This is a genomic window from Acidovorax sp. GBBC 1281, from assembly GCF_028473645.1.
Lineage (GTDB): Bacteria > Pseudomonadota > Gammaproteobacteria > Burkholderiales > Burkholderiaceae_C > Paracidovorax.
On the sequence record NZ_CP097269.1, the window covers coordinates 1,092,831 to 1,110,330 of the forward strand.

A 17,500-nucleotide genomic window follows, 5' to 3' on the forward strand; every position below is an offset into this window, starting at 1 on the left:
CCGATCCACCCGCACCGCATTCAACGATTCAAGGACAGACATCATGGGAAAGACCACCGGCTTCATGGAATTCGAGCGCATCGAAGAGGGCTACAAGCCTGTCGGCGAGCGCCTGAAGCACTACAAGGAATTCGTCATCGGCCTGGATGACGCGCAGGCCAAGATCCAGGGCGCGCGCTGCATGGACTGCGGCACGCCGTTCTGCAACAACGGCTGCCCGGTCAACAACATCATTCCGGACTTCAACGACCTAGTGTACCAGCAGGACTGGAAGAGCGCCATCGCGGTGCTGCACAGCACCAACAACTTCCCCGAGTTCACCGGCCGCATCTGCCCCGCGCCCTGCGAAGCCGCCTGCGTGCTCAACGTGAACGACGACCCGGTGGGCATCAAGTCCATCGAGCACGCCATCATCGACCGCGCCTGGGCCGAGGGCTGGGTCAAGCCCCTGCCCCCGAAGCACAAGACCGGCAAAAAGGTCGCCGTGGTCGGCTCCGGCCCGGCCGGCATGGCGGCGACCCAGCAACTGGCGCGCGCAGGGCACGACGTGACCCTGTTCGAGAAGAACGACCGCATCGGCGGCCTGCTGCGCTACGGCATTCCCGACTTCAAGATGGAGAAGTCGCACATCGACCGCCGTGCCGAGCAGATGGCCGCCGAGGGCGTCACCATTCGCACCGGCGTGTTCATCGGCGCCGCCAAGGACGGCCTGGGCAAGGGCTCCAAGGTCACCAACTGGGCCAAGGAAACCATCACGCCCGAGCAACTGCAAAAGGACTTCGACGCCGTGCTGCTGACCGGCGGCGCCGAGCAGTCGCGCGACCTGCCCGTGCCGGGCCGCGACCTGGACGGCGTGCACTTCGCGATGGAGTTCCTGCCCCAGCAGAACAAGGTCAACGCGGGCGACAAGCTCAAGGGTCAGCTGCGCGCCGACGGCAAGCACGTCATCGTGATCGGCGGCGGCGACACCGGCAGCGACTGCGTGGGCACCAGCAACCGCCACGGCGCCGTGAGCGTCACGCAGTTCGAGCTGATGCCCCAGCCGCCCGAGATCGAGAACCGCTCCATGACCTGGCCCTACTGGCCGATCAAGCTGCGCACCAGCTCCAGCCACGAGGAGGGCTGCGAGCGCGAGTTCGCCATCTCCACCAAGGAACTGCTGGGCGAGAAGGGCAAGGTCACCGGCCTCAAGACCGTCCGCGTCGAATGGAAGGAAGGCAAGATGGTCGAGGTGGCCGGCAGCGAGCAGGTCCTCAAGGCCGACCTCGTGCTGCTGGCCATGGGCTTCGTGAGCCCCGTCGCTCAGGTGCTGGACGCCTTCGGCGTGGACAAGGACGCCCGCGGCAACGCCAAGGCCACCACCGACTTCGACGGCGGCTACGCCACCAACGTGCCCAAGGTGTTCGCCGCGGGCGACATGCGCCGGGGCCAGTCCCTGGTGGTGTGGGCCATCCGCGAAGGCCGCCAGGCCGCGCGCTCGGTGGACGAGTTCCTGATGGGGTACTCCGACTTGCCGCGCTGAGGCTTGCCGCCGGCCCCATCGCAGGGCGGCGGCAGGGCGGGCATAAAAAAAGCCCCTGCCGGATCGGCAGGGGCTTCGGCATCGTCGCCTTGTTGGAAAGTACAGGGCCTTGCAGCCGTGGGCCGCGTGACCTGCCTTTCTTTTCTCCCTCTCTCCCTCTCCGTGTTCAGGGGGTGATCTCGATGATCTGCGTGATGTGTGGCTGGCCCTGGCCCGGCAGGGGTTGGTAGATGTGGAGCTTCACCACGCGAACGGGCGCATTGGGCACGACGTTCTGCGCTTGCGACAGGAACGAGTAATTGGTGCCCGCCACGACCTGGGTCGCGAAGGCGAATGGCGTGTACTTCGTGCCCACCAGGGTCACGGCTTCCGCGAAGACTTTTTTGGCTTCCGCGGTCAAATCGAAGTTGAAGCTGGTCCAGCCGCCTGCCAGATTGTTAGACATGTCGCGCATCCTCTTGGGTTTGGTCGCTGTTTGGTCGATTCCACGAACGTGCGAGCCTCCGTTCCTGGCGATTCCTCCCTCGTTGGCAGGAAACGAGGGCTTGAATCCAAAAGCATTCCTGGCCCGTATCCCGCCAACGCATTCTGGCGACCGGCCCTCTTTCTGGCCTTAATCGGGTCTGAGAATTCCTGAAAAGTCCTGAAATCGGCCCCTTCCCCAGGCGCCCCCCGCGCGCCCTGTTCCCCGTCGCGCAAAGGCCCGGGGAAGGCCAGGGTTTCTCCCGGTCGCCCTTGGCCGCCCCTGGCCGCTCCTGGCCGCTCCTGGCCGCGCGGGCGCCGCGCCCCGTGCAATCAGAACTTGTACTGGACGCCCACCGTCACCTGCCGGGGGCTGCCCGGCATGACCCAGACGCGGTTGTAGGCACTGTGGTAGTAGGTCTTGTCGAACAGGTTGTCCACGTCCAGCGACACGCGCAGCCGCTTGTCCAGGTTCCAGTAGGTGGTCAGCTTGGCCACGGTGTAGGCAGGCAGGCGCGGTTCGCCCGTGTCGCCACGGCGCTCGCCCACGTGGGTGAAGCCGCCGCCCACGCCCAGCAGGCCGCCGCCGGCCAGCGCCATCTCGTGCGTGACGAAGGCGCTGGCGCTCTGGCGGGCGAACTGGGTGATGAGCGGGTCGGCGTCCAGGTAGGTGTAGCTCAGCGCCACGCGCCAGCCGGGTGCGACCCAGCCGGCCAGTTCGGCCTCCAGGCCCCGGTTGCGGACCTTGCCGGGCACCGGCACCAGGTACACGCCGTCGTCGTCCCAGGTGGCCGTGTTGCGCTTGCTGATGTCGAACAGCGCCACGCTGCCGCCCAGGCGCGCATCGGCGCTCTGCCACTTCATGCCCAGCTCGCGCGCGGTGCCGATCTCGGGCTGGATCTGCTGGCCGGACGCGGTGGTCTGGGCCTGCGCGCGGAACGATCGGCCGGCGCTGGCGTACACCGACACCTCGGGCGTGGCCAGCCAGGTCAGGCCCAGGCGCGGCGAGGTGGCGCTCGGGTCCTGGGTGGTGACGCGGCCCGTGCTGCGCTCGTCGATCTCGCCGCGGTAGCGGTCGTGGCGCACGCCGGCCAGGAGCTTCCACTGGGGCGTGAGGCTGATCTGGTCCTGCACGTAGAAGGCGGTGGTGCGGTCGTCCACCGTGCGGTCGATGGCGCGGGCCGTGAGCGCGGGCCGCGCGGCGGCGCCGTACACCGGGTTGGCCACACTGATGCCGTAGCCGAAGCGGCCGCCGCCGGCCTGGGTGAGCATGGTCTGGTCCATGTCGAAGCGCGACACCTCGGCGCCGACCAGCAGCTCGTGCTGGAAGGCACCGGTCGTGAGGCGCCCGTTCAGGTCGAGCTGCACCGTGGTGTCGTCGGACCGGAAGTCGCGGCGGATGAGCCGGCGGCACAGCCAGCCGCTGGCCTCGACCGAGGTCTGGCAGGGCGCCGGGCCGTATTGGTGGGACTCGCTGGCCAGGCCGGCCAGCGAGTTGCGCTTGTATTGAAGGCCGGCGCGCAGGCTCCAATCGGCCGACAGCGCCTGCTCCAGGAAGAACTGGTGCGTCTGGTTGTCCACGGTGATGTCGCCGTCGCCGGGTTCGCCGTAAAAGCGCGAGGTGGGCACCGCGCCCAATTGGCCGTTGACCGAGACCACGCCCCGGTCGAGCGGCGCGCGCTGGCGCAGCCACTCGCCGTCGTAGCGCAGCACGGTGTCGAGGCCGAGCTTCCAGGTGATGGCGGGGGCGATCAGCTCGCGGCGGCTGTGCACGAAGTCGCGGAAGCTGTCCTTGTCCTCCACCGACACGTTGAGGCGGTAGGCCAGCGTGGCGGGCTCGGTGGCGCTGCCGTTCAGCGGGCCGGTGCTGTCCAGCGCCATGCGCCTGGCATCGTGCGTGCCGTAGTAGGCCTCGATCGAGTGCGCCGCCTTGAACAGGGGCTGCTTGGTCACCACGTTCACCGTGCCGCCGGGTTCGCTGTTGCCGTACAGCGCGCCCATGGTGCCCTTGAGGAACTCGAAGCGCTCCACGTTGGCGGTGTCGCGCGGCGCGTTGAAGCCGCGGTTGGCCGGCATGCCGTTGCGCAGCAGGCTCATGCCCATGTCCTCGTGGCCCACGAAGCCGCGCATGGCCACGTTGTCCCAGATGCCGCCGAAGTTGTTCTGCCGAGAAACGCCGGCCACGTAGTCCAGCACGTCGTCCAGCCGCTGGGCGCCCAGGTCATCGACCAGCTGGCGCGTGACCACGCGCACGGCCTGGGGCACCTCGCGCAGCGGCGTGTCGGTCTTGGTCGCGCCCTCCGATTCCTGGGCGTGGTATTGGCCGGACTGCTGGCGGCCGACCACCTCGGTGGCGGGCAGCTGCGGCTCGGCGGCCGGTACCTGGGCGAAGGCGGGCAGGGCGGCGCCCTGCACCAGGGCCGCGATGCTGGCGGCGGCCAGCAGCGAGCGGCGCGGCGCGCCGGGCGCACGGGCGGTGGCGGAAAAATGGAGGCGTTGGCCGGTGGCCGAAGGGCGGTGCATGGTGCTCTCTCGTTGGTGGTATGCCAGACAAGACACGCGGCGGCGGAAAAAGGGACACGGTCCGCGCGATTTTTTTCGTGCCCGTCCCGGGGCCCCGACTCCCACTCCCACCCCCGCCTGCGCCTACACCCCGGTCAGAACGCGTGCCGTGCCGTGAACGTGATGTGGCGCGGTGCGCCCGGCACCACCCACACGCTGTTGTAGGCGCTGGCGTAGTAGCGCTTGTCGAACACGTTGTCCACCTGCAGCGACAGGCGCAGCGCTGGCCCTGCCTGCCAATGCGCCAGCAGCCGCGCGGTGGTGTAGGCGGGTAGCCGTGGCGAGCCGGCGTCGCCCGTGCGCTCGCCCACGTGGGTGAGCCCGCCCCCGAGGCCGAGGGTGTGCGCTCCCGCGCCGCCGCCGCCCCCCAGCGCCCATTCGCGCACCAGCAGCACGCTGCCGCTGGCGCGCGGGAACTGCGGCAGGGCCTGTTGCAGCCACGCGCCGCCGGCCACCACGGTCCAGCCGGCCACGGGGCTACCCGCCAGCTCCAATTCCACGCCCCGGCTGCGCACGCGCGCGGCGGCCACGCTGTGGTCCGGATGCTGCGGATCGGTGACGAGCACGTTGCGCTTGGTGATGTCGTAGAGCGCCAGCGACGCCGACAGCCGGTCCTCGGCGGGCTGCCACTTCACGCCCATCTCGCTCGCCAGCCCTTTTTCGGGCGCGAAGGCGCCGCCCTGCACGTCCACGCCCACGTTCGGGCGGAACGAGGCGCCGACGCTGGCATACACCGCCCAGCCCGGCACGGGCAGCCAGGTCAATCCCGCGCGCGGCGACAGGGCGCCCTGCGACTGGCGCCGCGTGCCGCCGGCCAGCCGGTCGTCCACGGCCTGCCGGAAGCGGTCGTGGCGCAGGCCCAGCAGCGCCTGCCACCGCGGCGCCAGTTCGATCTGGTCCTGCAGGTACAGGCCCAGGCCGCGCTGGTGCTCGTCGGTGGACAGGAAATCCTGCGTCGCCGGCCGCTCGTCGCCGTACACGGGCTGGCGCACGTCGATGCCATCGGCCTGCCAGGTGCCGGCCGGCGACTGCTGCATGACCTGCGAGAGCCGGAAGCGAAACACCTCCATCCCCGCCAGCAGCGTGTGCCGCAGGCCGCCCGCCTCCCACTGCCCCTGCAGATCGAGCTGGCCCGAGCGGTCGCTGGAGGCGAAGTCGCGCCAGCGCCGCTGGCGCCACAGCCAGCCGCGTGCCTCCAGGTCGGCCAGCGCTTCGCCGTAGCCGTGGCCGTAGGTGGTGAAGCCCACCATGGTGCCGCGCCGCGCCATCAGGCCCGCATGCAAGCGCCAGCCGGGGGCCAGGGCGTGGTCCAGCAGCCACTGGTGCGTCTGGTTGACCATGGCCAGGTCGCCGTCGCCGGGATCGCCGTAGAAGCGCGTGACCGGCACGGTGCTCACCTGCGCGCCGAGCGCCACCACGCCCCGGTCCAGCGGCGCGCGCTGGCGCAGCCATTCGCCGTCGTAGCGCAGCGTGGTGGCCTCGGCGAGGCGCCAGGTGAGTGCCGGCGCCAGCATTTCGCGGCGCGTGCGCACGTGCTCGCGAAAACTGCCCTTGTCCTCGGCCACGGCGGTGAGGCGGTAGGCGATGCGCGCGGGTTCACCCGACTCCGGCGCGGTGCCTGCCGAAGCATCCAGCGGGCCGCCCAGCGTGAGCACGGCGCGCCGTGCGTTCCAGCGGCCCAGGCTTGCCTCGAGCGTGCGCAGCGGCTCCCACGGCGCGGGCTGCGTCACCACATTGAGCGTGCCGCCGGGCTCGGACACGCCGTACAGCGCCGCCACGGGCCCGCGCAGGAACTCGAAGCGCTCCACGTTGGCCGTGTCGCGCGGCGCGTTGTAGCCCCGGTTGCCGGCCATGCCGTTGCGCAGCAGGCTCATGCCGGTGTCTTCGTGGCCCGCGAAGCCGCGCAGGGCGATGTTGTCCCAGGTGCCGCCGAAGTCGTTCTGGCGCGACACGCCGGGCACGTAGTCGAGCGCGTCGTCCAGGCGCGTGGCGCCCAGGGCGTCCAAGGTCGGGCGTGGCAGGGTGGACAGGGCTTGCGGCACCGCGAGCGCGGGCGTGGACGTGCGCGTGGCGGCGCCGGCCCCGCGCCCGTTGCCGCTCCAGAGGGCGGCGTCGGTGCCCCCGGCCTCGCGCAGGGCGGTCACGCGCACCACGGGCAGCACGGCGGCGTCCGGCCCGGGCAGGGCCGACGCGGGCGCGGTGGCCATTGCGCCTGCGGGCCGCAGCACGAAGACGCCCGGCGCCTCCTCGGCCGCCGCGAGCCCCGTGCCCGCCAGCAGCCGCGCCAGCGCCTCGGTCGGCGTGAACCGCCCCGCCACGCCGGGCGCCTGCAGGCCGCGCAGCAGCGCCGCATCGGCCTGCACCGAGGCCCCGGTCTGCGCCGCCAGGGCCGGCAGCCGGTCGGCCAGCGGTCCCGGGGGCAGTTCGACCGCCCGTGGCGCGGGGGCCGGCGATTGCGCCGCGGCCGCGCCCGCCAGCAGGCACAGCGCCAGGCAGCCCGACCGCGTGCGCAGCCCGGCCATCAGTCCTGCACGGCCGCCGGCAGCACCCGCGCCCAGTAGCGCGTGCGCCAGGCCACGCGCACCGGCAGGGTGCGGGGCAGGGCGTCGAGCACGGCGTCGCTGCGGTCGATCTGGAAGGCGCCGGTGATGCGCAGCGCGGCCACGGCCGGGTCGCACTGCACCACGCCGGCGCGGTAGCGGGAAAGGTCTTCAAGGAACTCCCCCAGCGGCTGGTTGCGCGCCACCAGCAGGCCCTCGGTCCAGCGCCCGGCGAACGGGTCGGCGGGCGCGATCGGCGCGATCCGGCCGGCGGTGAAGCGCAGCGCCTGCCCGGCCGGCACGGTCTGCGCCAGCCCCTGCAAGGTGCGCACGGCCACGGCGCCTTCGTGCACCGTGAGCCGGCAGCCGTCCGGCGCGTCGCGCGCCACGAAGCGCGTGCCCAGCGGGCGCAGTTCGCCCTCGCGCGTGGCGAGCACGAAGGGGCGGTGGCCGGGCGCGCCGGCGTCCGCGCCGGTCTGCACCAGCACCTCGCCGTGCAGCAGCCGCACGGTGCGCTGCGTGGGCGAATAGGCCACGTCGATGGCCGTGGCGGTGTTGAGCCACAGGCGCGTGCCGTCGGGCAACACGAGGTCGCGGCGCTCGCCCCGCGCCGTGTAGTGGTCGGCCGTGAAGGCCTCGCCCCATTGGCGCCAGGCCAGGTGCGCGGCGGGCAGCGCCACGGCCAGGCCGCCGAGCGCGCGCAGCGCACGGCGGCGCCCGTTGCCGCGCGCCCGGCCCAGCACGGCCTGCGCGAGCGGTGGGCTGACGAGGCCCAGCTGCGCCTGCATGCGCTGCGCGCGCTGCCAGGCGCGTTCGTGCTCGGGGTGTTCGGTGCGCCAGCGCTCGCAGGCCGCGTGGTCCTGCGCCGTGGCGTCGCCGGCATGCAGCCGGGCCAGCCATTGCGCCGCCGCGCGCACGGCGGCGCGGTCCGGGGGCAGGGGTGCGGCGGCGGGGTTCAATCCACCGCCAGGATGCATGCCTCGAAGGCCTGCGCCATGTAGCGCTTGACGCTGCGCTCGGTCACGCCCAGCGTGGCGGCGATGCGGGCGTAGTCCTGCCCCTCGATCTGCGACAGCAGGAAGGCGCGCCGCGCGCGCTCGGGCAGGCCGGCCAGGGCCGCATCCAGCCGGTGCAGCGCCTGGCGGGCCATGGCGTGCTGCTCGGCCGAGGGCAACTGCGCCTCGGGCAGCGTGGCCAGCGCGTCGAGCCAGGCGCGCTCCAGCGACAGCCGGCGAAAGTGGTTGGCCACGAGCCGGCCCGCCACGGTGACCAGGTAGGCCCGGGGCTCGCGCGGCGTGGCGGCGTGTGCGTCGGCTTCGGTGCCGGCCTCGGCGCCCAGCCGGTGGGCGAGCAGCCGCACGAAGGTGTCCTGCGCCAGGTCCGCCGCCTGGTCGGGGCAGCCCAGCCGCGCGCGCAGCCAGCCCAGCAGCCAGCGGTGGTGCGCGCCGTACAGGCGGCCGATCTCTTCAGCCGGCCCGGGGGCGGGCGCGGCGGCGTGGTGGGCGGCGGACACGGGAGCCACGGGCGGGAATCCGATGGGTAAACGCCCGGTGGGCGGTCAATGAGAATGTGTCGCATTATCTCATCCGTTGGCGGTGGCCCGACCACGGACCCGTTGCCCGGGCCGGGATGCCTTCTGGTGCACCCTTCGGGTTTTGGTTTGATATTTAAATGATAGCGGTATGCCCTAGTGATGATTGCGCTGCAGGCCATTTTGGTTCTCATCTGCTGGCGCGCGCTGCACCGCCTTGGGGCGCGTTTCGCGCGGTCGGAGACAATACCGGCCTGGTCCCACCCCCTTCGCGCGTGGTCGCCCGCTGTCCCGGGCCGCCGCGCGCATTGCTTTTCGTCTCTCTGGAACACCCGATACGCCATGAAAAAGATTGCAGCCGTTTTATTGATGTCCCTGGGCGCCCTGCTGGCCGGTTGCGGCAAGAACGACAGCGCGCAGCCCGCTGCGGCCGCCGCCCCCGCACCGGCCGCAGCCACCAAGATCGTGGTGGGCCTGGACGACAACTTCCCGCCCATGGGCTTTCGCGACGAGAAGAACGAACTGGTGGGCTTTGACATCGACATGGCGCGCGAAGCCGCCAAGCGCATGGGCGTGGCGGTGGAGTTCAAGCCGATCGACTGGAGCGCCAAGGAGGCCGAGCTGTCCGGCCAGCGCGTTGATGCGCTGTGGAACGGGCTGACCATCACGCCCGAGCGCAAGCAGAACATCGCCTTCACCGCGCCGTACATGGAGAACCACCAGATCGTCGTGGTGTCGGCCCAGTCCCCCATCAAGGCCAAGGCCGATCTGGCCGGCAAGGTGGTGGGCGCGCAGGAGGGCAGCAGCGCGGTCGATGCGGTCAAGAAGGAAGACGCCGTGTTCAAGTCGTTCAAGGAGTTCAAGACCTTCGGCGACAACGTGACGGCGCTGATGGACCTGTCCACCGGCCGCCTGGAAGCCGTGGTGGTCGATGAAGTGGTGGGCCGCTACTACGTGGCCAAGAAGCCCGGCGCCTATGCCGTGCTGGAAGAGCACTTCGGCACCGAAGACTACGGCGTGGGCGTGCGCAAGGACGACACCGCGCTGCAGGGCCGCCTGGACAAGGCCCTGGCCGACATGAAGCAGGACGGCACGGCCGGAAAGATCGCCACCCAGTGGTTCGGCAAGAACATCGTCAAATAAAGAACAACCCCCTGAGGCGCTGCGCGCCTTCCCCCTTCTCTCGCATCACTGCGTGATGCGGGAAGGGGGACGCAGCCGGCGCGGCGGGGCGGCCCTTGCGCGGCTGCCGCTGGCTTTGGGCCGCGCCAGTTGCACAGGCTGCAGGCCTTGCCGGCCGCAGTCGTTTAGCCATGGACTCTCGTAGCTCATAGATGGATTACGTTCTCTCCCTTCTGGGGCCGATGGCGCAGGGCGCCGCGGTCACGCTGAAGCTCTTCGCCATCACGCTGGTGCTGGCCGTGCCGCTCGGGCTCGCACTGGCGCTGGCGCGGGTGTCGCGGCTGGCACCGCTGTCGGCGCTGGTCAACGGCTACATCTGGCTCATGCGCGGCACGCCGCTCATGCTGCAGATGCTGTTCATCTATTTCGCGCTGCCGTTCGTGCCGGTCATCGGCGTGCGGCTGCCGGACTTTCCCGCCGCCGTGGTGGCCTTCGCGCTCAATTACGCGGCGTATTTCGCGGAGATCTTCCGCTCCGGCATCCAGTCGGTGGACCGGGGCCAGTACGAGGCCGCCCGCGTGCTGGGCATGACCTACGGGCAGACCATGCGCCGCATCGTGCTGCCGCAGATGGTGCGCCGCATCCTGCCGCCCATGAGCAACGAGACCATCACCCTGGTCAAGGACACCTCCCTCATCTACGTGCTGGCCCTGAACGACCTGCTGCGCGCCGCGCGCGGCATCGTGCAGCGCGACTTCACGACCACACCGTTCATCGTGGCGGCGGCTTTTTATCTGACCATGACCCTGGTGCTCACCTGGGGCTTCCAGCGCCTGGAGAAACGCTATGCCAGACACGACGCTTGACGCGGCGGGCGCGGTGCCCATGATCGAAGCGCGCGGCCTGCACAAGGCCTTCGGCGGCACGCCGGTGCTGCGCGACGTGTCGCTCACCCTCGGGCGCGGCGAGGTGGTGGCGGTGATCGGGCCCTCGGGCTCGGGCAAGAGCACCTTCCTGCGCTGCCTGAACCACCTGGAGACCATCGACAGCGGCCACATCGCCATCGAAGGCGAGGCGCTGGCGACCACCGACGCGTCGGGCCGCTGCACCTACGTGCCCGAGGCCCGCGTACGCGGCATCTGCCGCAAGATGGGCATGGTGTTCCAGTCGTTCAACCTGTTCCCGCACCTGACCGTGCTGCAGAACCTGATCGAGGCGCCCATGGTGGTGCGCGGCATGCCGCGCGAGGCCGCGGTGGCCCGCGCCGAGGCGCTGCTGGCCAAGGTGGGCCTTTCCGAAAAGCGCGACCACTTTCCCGGCCGGCTGTCGGGCGGGCAAAAGCAGCGCGTGGCCATCGCCCGCGCACTGGCCATGGAGCCCGACATCCTGCTGTTCGACGAGCCCACTTCCGCCCTCGACCCCGAGCTGACCGGCGAGGTGCTGCGCACCATGCGCGAGCTGGCCAGCGACCGCATGACCATGCTGGTCGTCACCCACGAGATGGGCTTTGCGCGCGAGGTGGCCCACCGCGTGGTGTTCATGGACCGGGGCGAGCTGATCGAATCGGCCCCGGCGGCGGCGTTTTTCGCAAATCCGCAACATGCGCGCACCCAGGCATTTCTTCGCAGCATGCTTTGACCGGCATTCGGTGGCCGGTAAAATCCAAGCCAAATCGGCTTCCAAGGCAATTATTACTAGGGCATAGTGCTATCGAAAAATGAGCATTCGCGCCCCCTGGATTTTTGCAAACATCCATGCATGTATGTTTGCGTTACCATCGCATGCCCGGGGTTTGCCCTGACCCGCGACAATCACCGGTTGGTCCCCTTCTTCATCCCTTTGAATGCCTGAGCACCCACTTCTGGTCGAACTGCGCAACGTGACGTTCTCGTACGGCGAGCGCGACATCCTGCGCGACGTTTCGCTGTCCGTGCCGCGGGGCAAGGTCACGGCGCTCATGGGCGCCTCCGGCGGCGGCAAGACCACGGTGCTGCGCCTCATCGGTGGCCAGCAGCGGGCGCAGCAGGGCGAGGTGCTGGTCGGCGGCCAGGACGTGGGCCGCATGGATGCCGCCACGCTCTACGCCGCGCGGCGCCGCATGGGCATGCTGTTCCAGTTCGGGGCGCTGTTCACCGACATGAGCGTGTTCGAGAACGTGGCCTTTCCGCTGCGCGAGCACACCGACCTGCCCGAGGAACTGATCCGCGACATCGTGCTGATGAAGCTCAACGCCGTGGGCCTGCGCGGCGCGCGCGACCTCATGCCCAGCCAGGTCTCGGGCGGCATGGCCCGGCGCGTGGCGCTGGCCCGGGCGATCGCCCTGGACCCTGAACTCATCATGTACGACGAGCCCTTCGCCGGGCTCGATCCCATTTCCCTCGGCACGGCGGCCCAGCTCATCCGGCAGCTGAACGACGCCATGGGCCTGACCACCCTCATCGTCTCGCACGACGTGGAAGAGACCTTCCGCGTGGCCGACCACGTGATCGTGCTCGGCCCCGGCACCTTGGCCGCGCAGGGCACGCCCGACGAGGTGCGCGCCAGCCGCGACCCGCTGGTGCACCAGTTCGTGCACGCGCTGCCCACCGGCCCCGTGCCGTTCCATTACCCCGGCCCCGACGTGGCGCAGGATTTCGGCCCGACCCCCGGAGGTGCGCGATGAGCTGGTGGCGTCCTTCCGATGTGGGCTTCGCGGTGCGCAGCCACCTGGCCGGCGTGGGCCGCGCGGCGCGCCTGTTCGGCCGGCTGGTGGCCCTGATCGGCCCCACGCTGCAGCGCCCGGGGCTGGTGCGCGACCAGATCCATTTCCTGGGCAACTATTCGCTGTCCATCATCGCCGTGTCGGGCCTGTTCGTGGGCTTCGTGCTCGGCCTGCAGGGCTACTACACGCTGCAGCGCTACGGCTCGGCCGAATCGCTGGGCCTTCTGGTGGCGCTGTCGCTGGTGCGCGAGCTGGGCCCGGTGGTCACGGCGCTGCTGTTCGCCGGCCGCGCGGGCACCTCGCTCACGGCCGAGATCGGCCTCATGCGCGCGGGCGAGCAGCTCTCGGCCATGGAGATGATGGCCGTCGATCCGGTGCGCCGCATCCTCGCGCCGCGTTTCTGGGCCGGCGTGTTCACCATGCCGCTGCTGGCCGCGGTGTTCAGCGCGGTGGGCGTGATCGGCGGCTGGATCGTGGGCGTGCTCATGATCGGCGTGGACGGCGGCGCCTTCTGGGGCCAGATGCAGGGCGGTGTGGACGTGTGGAAGGACGTGGGCAACGGGGTGCTCAAGAGCCTCGTGTTCGGCGTCACCGTGACGTTCATCGCGCTGCTGCAGGGCTACCTGGCCAAGCCCACGCCCGAAGGCGTGTCGCGGGCCACCACGCGCACGGTGGTGATGGCGTCGCTCGCCGTGCTGGGGCTGGACTTCGTCCTCACCGCCCTGATGTTCAGTATTTGACGGGGCCGCACGCCCGCAACCCCTAGGAAACACACACATGCAGCATTCCAAGAACGATATCTGGGTCGGCCTGTTCGTCCTGCTGGGCGGCGCGGCGCTGGTCTTTCTGGCCTTGCAGTCCGCCAACCTGCTCAAGTTGAACTTCCAGACCGGCTACCAGGTCACCGCGCTGTTCGACAACATCGGCGGCTTGAAGCCCCAGGCGGCGGTGCGCAGCGCCGGCGTGGTGGTGGGCCGCGTGCAGTCCATCACCTTCGACGACAAGAGCTTCCAGGCCAAGGTGACGCTGGAGCTGCAAAAGCGCTACGCGTTCCCCAAGGACAGCTCGCTCAAGATCCTCACGAGCGGCCTGCTGGGCGACCAGTACATCGGCATCCAGGCCGGTGCCGACGAGGCCAATCTGGCCGAAGGCGACAAGATCTCCTCCACCCAGTCGGCCGTGGTGCTGGAAAACCTGATCGGACAATTTCTCTATGGCAAGGCAGAGGGCGGCGGCAACAGCAGCGCACCTTCCTCCAGCACAGGTGGCAAAAAATGACGACAACAACGACCATGAAACGGGCCCTGGCCCACGGCAGCGCACTGGCATTGGGCGCGCTCTTCCTGACGGGCTGCGCCAGCGGCCCCGGGGCCAACCCGCGTGACCCGCTGGAGCCCTACAACCGCAGCATGACGAACTTCAACGACAACGTCGATTCGATCATCCTGCGGCCGGTCGCCACGGCCTACCGCGACATCACGCCCGCGCCCGTGCGCACCGGCGTGAGCAACTTCTTCTCCAACCTGGGCGATGCCTGGTCGTTCGTGAACAACCTGCTGCAGCTGCGCGGCGAGGGCGCGCTCAACAGCCTGGTGCGCTTCAACGTGAACACGGTGTTCGGCCTAGGGGGCGTGTTCGACGTGGCCAGCGAAATGGGCGTGGACCGCGCCAAGCAGGACTTCGGCCTCACGCTCGGCCACTGGGGCATCCCCACCGGCCCGTACCTCGTGCTGCCGCTGCTGGGCCCGTCCACCGTGCGCGACACGCTGGCGCTGCCGGTCGATGCCAAGGGCGACCTCGTCTCGTACGTGGACCCGGTGTCGGCGCGCAATTCGCTGTATGCCCTGCGCGTGGTGAACATCCGCTCCAACCTGCTGCGTGCCAGCTCGGTGCTGGACACCGCGGCGCTCGACAAGTACAGCTTCACGCGCGATGTGTTCCTACAGGTTCGCAGCCAGGAAGGCGGCGCGCCGGCCACCAGCGGCGAGCAAGAATACGACGACGGCGGCGGCAAGCTGCCCGAAGAGCCGGCGCGCTGAGAGGCCTTTGCGCGGCGCGGTTGCAGTTGCTTGCATCCGTGCACCGGGCCGACGCATCTGGGCTCCGGCCCGACCCGAGAATGAACGAATCGAAGGGACGCCGTCTGGGCGTGCCCGAGAAAGGAACGACACTGATGATGAATCGACGCACCCTGGGCCACGCCGCCCTCTGCACCGCCGCCGTGCTTTGGCTCGGCGCTCCGCTGGCCGTCCTGGCCGCCGAAGAAGCCCCCGATGCGCTGGTCAAGCGCCTGTCGGCCGACGTGCTGGAAACCGTCCGCAACGACAAGAGCATCAAGGCCGGCGACGTGAACAAGATCATGGCGCTGGTCGACAAGACCATCCTGCCGCACGTCAATTTCCGCCGCATGACCGCCGCGGCCGTGGGCCCGGGCTGGCGCCAGGCCACGCCCGAGCAGCAAAGGCGGCTTCAGGACGAGTTCAAGACGCTGCTGGTGCGCACCTATTCGGGCGCATTGAGCCAGGTGAACGACCAGACCATCACCGTCAAGCCCCTGCGCATGGCCGCCGACGACAAGGACGTGCTGGTGCGCACCGAGATCCAGGGCCGCGGCGACCCGATCCAGCTCGACTACCGCCTGGAGAAGACGCCCGGCGACGGCGCCGGCTGGAAGATCTACAACCTGAACGTGCTCGGCGTGTGGCTGGTGGAAACCTACCGCGGCCAGTTCGCGCAGGAGATCAACGCCAAGGGCGTGGACGGCCTGATCGAGTCGCTGGTGGCCCGCAACAAGGCCAACGCCGCCAAGGGCGGCTGACCGTTCGCCGGAGCCGATCGCGATGCTGGTGCTTCCTTCGGAACTGACCCATGCCCAGGCCAATGCGAGCTTGCGCATGCTGCTGCAGGGGCTCAAGGCCAACCGCGACGAGCTGCTGGTGGTGGATGCCAGCGCGCTGACCACGTTCGACTCGTCGGCGCTGGCGGTGCTGCTGGGCTGCCGCCGCGCCGCGCTGCTGGAAGGCAAGCGGTTCGAGGTGAAGTCGCTGCCGGACGGGCTGCAAAAGCTCGCCGGCCTGTACGGCGTGGGCGAGTTGCTGCCGGCCGCCTGAGCCCTCCGGGCGCGGCGGCTGCACGGGGTGCCCGGCCCGTCCGCTGACTGGCTGCCACACCGCCCGGTTTGCCCGTTGCCCGGTGCGGGCGCGAGTCGCCGGCCATCGCTCTTTTGCTTTCCCATCGCCTTGCGCGGGCACCGGTTGCCGGCACGCCGTAAAATCACCGGCTCCCATGCCCGCAGTCTCCTTCCAGTCCGTCTCCAAAACCTATTCCACGCCCAAAGGCCCTTTCCAGGCGCTCGACAACGTCAGCCTGGACATCGAGGAGGGCGAGTTCTTCGGCCTGCTCGGGCCGAACGGCGCGGGCAAGACCACCCTCATCAGCATCCTCGCCGGCCTCGCCCGTGCCACCAGCGGCCACGTGCGCGTGCAGGGCAGCGATGTGCAGGCCGATTTCGCCGCCGCCCGCCGCAAGCTGGGCGTGGTGCCGCAGGAGCTGGTGTTCGACCCGTTCTTCAACGTGCGCGAGGCGCTGCGCATCCAGTCCGGCTACTTCGGCGTGAAGAACAACGAGGCCTGGATCGACGAGCTGCTGGAAAACCTGGGCCTGGCCGATAAGGCCGGCTCCAACATGCGCCAGCTCTCGGGCGGCATGAAGCGCCGCGTGCTGGTGGCCCAGGCCCTGGTGCACAAGCCGCCGATCATCGTGCTCGACGAGCCCACGGCGGGCGTGGACGTCGAGCTGCGCCAGACGCTGTGGCACTTCGTCGCGCGCCTGAACAAGGAAGGCCACACGGTGCTGCTCACCACCCATTACCTGGAAGAGGCCGAGGCGCTGTGCAACCGCATCGCCATGCTCAAGCGTGGCCCGCAAGGCGGAAAGGTGGTGGCGCTGTCCACCACGTCCGAACTGCTGCAGGGCGCCTCCACGAACGTCATGCGTTTCAAGACCGACGACGCCCTGCCGCCCGCCGTGGCGGCCATGGCCCGGGTGACCGGCCGCGTGGTGCAACTGCCAGCGCAGGACGCGCAGGACATCGAGCGCCATCTGGCTGCGCTGCGCGCCGCAGGCGTCTCGGTGCACGACGTGGAGATCCGCAAGGCCGATCTGGAGGATGTGTTCCTCAACGTGATGGCGCAAAGCAGCTACCCCGACCCGGCGCGCGAGCCCGCGCCGCCCGAAGGACCCGAGGCCACGGCCGAAGGCGGGGTGCGCCTATGACCGGCTGGCAGACCCTGTTCTACAAAGAGGTGCTTCGGTTCTGGAAGGTGAGCTTCCAGACCGTGGCCGCGCCCGTGCTCACGGCCGTGCTGTACCTGCTGATCTTCGGCCACGTGCTGGAAGACCACGTGAAGGTGTACGACCGCATCAGCTACACCGCCTTCCTGATTCCCGGTCTGGTGATGATGAGCATCCTGCAGAACGCCTTCGCCAACAGCTCCTCCAGCCTGGTGCAGAGCAAGATCATGGGCAGCCTGGTGTTCGTGCTGCTCACGCCGCTGTCGCACTGGGCCTGGTTCGTGGCCTACGTGGGCTCGTCCATCGTGCGCGGGCTGGTCGTGGGGCTGGGCGTGTTCGTGGTGACGCTGGCGTTCGCGCGGCCGGATTTCGCCGCGCCGCTGTGGATCCTGGCGTTCGCCCTGCTGGGCGCGGCGCTGCTGTCCACGCTGGGGCTGATCGCCGGGCTGTGGGCCGACAAGTTCGACCAGATGGCGGCGTTCCAGAACTTCGTGATCGTGCCCATGACGTTCCTGTCGGGCGTGTTCTATTCCATCCAGTCGCTGCCGCCGTTCTGGCAGACGGTGAGCCACCTGAACCCGTTCTTCTACATGATCGACGGCTTTCGCTACGGCTTCTTCGGCCAGAGCGACACGTCGCCGTGGCTGAGCCTGGGCATCGTGGGCATCGCCTGGCTGCTGGTCAGCGCGCTGGCGGTGCACCTGCTGCGCACCGGCTACAAGATTCGCAATTGACGACGCGACGACGCACCCACGACCCCCGAGCCC

17 protein-coding genes are annotated in these 17,500 nt (G+C 69.8%); 12 read left to right on the top strand and 5 right to left on the bottom strand.

Translation table 11 applies throughout. From position 1 onward, the window contains the following. Positions 1–43: 43 nt before the first annotated feature. Positions 44–1,522 carry a glutamate synthase subunit beta gene (locus tag M5C96_RS04910; protein ID WP_272567572.1) on the top strand — a complete coding sequence of 493 codons (1,479 nt, stop codon included), beginning with the start codon at positions 44–46 and terminating at the stop codon, positions 1,520–1,522. Between the two features lie 166 nt (positions 1,523–1,688). On the opposite strand, the gene M5C96_RS04915 is transcribed toward M5C96_RS04910, so the two are convergent. From M5C96_RS04915 to M5C96_RS04935, 5 genes are all read right to left on the bottom strand, one after another. After that, entirely contained in the window at positions 1,689–1,967 is a 279-nt protein-coding gene (locus M5C96_RS04915) for a hypothetical protein (RefSeq protein WP_272567573.1), read from the bottom strand. A gap of 350 nt (positions 1,968–2,317) precedes the next feature. Then, positions 2,318–4,507: a TonB-dependent siderophore receptor gene (locus tag M5C96_RS04920; protein ID WP_272567574.1), complete on the bottom strand. Its 2,190-nt coding sequence runs from the start codon at positions 4,505–4,507 to the stop codon at positions 2,318–2,320. A gap of 134 nt (positions 4,508–4,641) precedes the next feature. Continuing rightward, positions 4,642–7,068, bottom strand: a complete 2,427-nt coding sequence (locus tag M5C96_RS04925) for a TonB-dependent siderophore receptor (RefSeq protein ID WP_272567575.1) — start codon at positions 7,066–7,068, stop codon at positions 4,642–4,644. Continuing rightward, positions 7,068–8,045 (bottom strand): FecR domain-containing protein, encoded by a 978-nt coding sequence (locus tag M5C96_RS04930; protein WP_272567576.1) that lies wholly within the window; start codon positions 8,043–8,045, stop codon positions 7,068–7,070. The genes M5C96_RS04925 and M5C96_RS04930 overlap by 1 nt, the downstream gene beginning before the upstream one ends. Continuing rightward, the gene (locus tag M5C96_RS04935) at positions 8,042–8,599 is read right to left on the bottom strand and encodes a sigma-70 family RNA polymerase sigma factor (protein WP_272569608.1); all 558 of its coding nucleotides are present in this window, start codon (positions 8,597–8,599) and stop codon (positions 8,042–8,044) included. The genes M5C96_RS04930 and M5C96_RS04935 overlap by 4 nt, the downstream gene beginning before the upstream one ends. 360 nt (positions 8,600–8,959) lie before the next feature. On the opposite strand from M5C96_RS04935, the gene M5C96_RS04940 reads away from it, so the two are divergent. From M5C96_RS04940 to M5C96_RS04990, 11 genes are all read left to right on the top strand, one after another. Then, positions 8,960–9,760 carry an amino acid ABC transporter substrate-binding protein gene (locus M5C96_RS04940; protein ID WP_272567578.1) on the top strand — a complete coding sequence of 267 codons (801 nt, stop codon included), beginning with the start codon at positions 8,960–8,962 and terminating at the stop codon, positions 9,758–9,760. A 191-nt stretch (positions 9,761–9,951) separates the two neighbouring features. Then, entirely contained in the window at positions 9,952–10,605 is a 654-nt protein-coding gene (locus M5C96_RS04945; protein ID WP_272567580.1) for an amino acid ABC transporter permease, read from the top strand. Beyond that, positions 10,586–11,377, top strand: coding sequence for an amino acid ABC transporter ATP-binding protein (locus tag M5C96_RS04950; protein ID WP_272567582.1), 792 nt, complete (start codon positions 10,586–10,588; stop codon positions 11,375–11,377). Before M5C96_RS04945 ends, M5C96_RS04950 begins: the two co-directional genes overlap by 20 nt. Positions 11,378–11,582: 205 nt before the next feature. Next, positions 11,583–12,401 carry an ABC transporter ATP-binding protein gene (locus tag M5C96_RS04955; protein WP_272567583.1) on the top strand — a complete coding sequence of 273 codons (819 nt, stop codon included), beginning with the start codon at positions 11,583–11,585 and terminating at the stop codon, positions 12,399–12,401. Then, complete coding sequence (gene mlaE / locus M5C96_RS04960) at positions 12,398–13,180, top strand: lipid asymmetry maintenance ABC transporter permease subunit MlaE (RefSeq protein ID WP_272567584.1); 783 nt, start codon at positions 12,398–12,400, stop codon at positions 13,178–13,180. The genes M5C96_RS04955 and mlaE overlap by 4 nt, the downstream gene beginning before the upstream one ends. Before the next feature lie 37 nt (positions 13,181–13,217). Beyond that, the gene (mlaD, locus tag M5C96_RS04965) at positions 13,218–13,718 is read left to right on the top strand and encodes an outer membrane lipid asymmetry maintenance protein MlaD (RefSeq protein WP_272567587.1); all 501 of its coding nucleotides are present in this window, start codon (positions 13,218–13,220) and stop codon (positions 13,716–13,718) included. Next, positions 13,715–14,479: an MlaA family lipoprotein gene (locus tag M5C96_RS04970; protein WP_272567588.1), complete on the top strand. Its 765-nt coding sequence runs from the start codon at positions 13,715–13,717 to the stop codon at positions 14,477–14,479. Before mlaD ends, M5C96_RS04970 begins: the two co-directional genes overlap by 4 nt. Before the next feature lie 134 nt (positions 14,480–14,613). Next, on the top strand, positions 14,614–15,258 hold the full coding sequence (locus tag M5C96_RS04975; protein WP_272567589.1) for an MlaC/ttg2D family ABC transporter substrate-binding protein: 645 nt from the start codon (positions 14,614–14,616) through the stop codon (positions 15,256–15,258). Between the two features lie 22 nt (positions 15,259–15,280). After that, the gene (locus M5C96_RS04980) at positions 15,281–15,550 is read left to right on the top strand and encodes an STAS domain-containing protein (protein WP_272567591.1); all 270 of its coding nucleotides are present in this window, start codon (positions 15,281–15,283) and stop codon (positions 15,548–15,550) included. Between the two features lie 175 nt (positions 15,551–15,725). Then, a complete protein-coding gene (locus tag M5C96_RS04985; protein ID WP_272567592.1) occupies positions 15,726–16,715 on the top strand; it encodes an ABC transporter ATP-binding protein in 990 nt (329 codons plus the stop codon). Beyond that, the gene (locus M5C96_RS04990) at positions 16,712–17,467 is read left to right on the top strand and encodes an ABC transporter permease (protein WP_272567593.1); all 756 of its coding nucleotides are present in this window, start codon (positions 16,712–16,714) and stop codon (positions 17,465–17,467) included. The genes M5C96_RS04985 and M5C96_RS04990 overlap by 4 nt, the downstream gene beginning before the upstream one ends. The last annotated feature ends 33 nt before the right edge of the window (positions 17,468–17,500 follow it).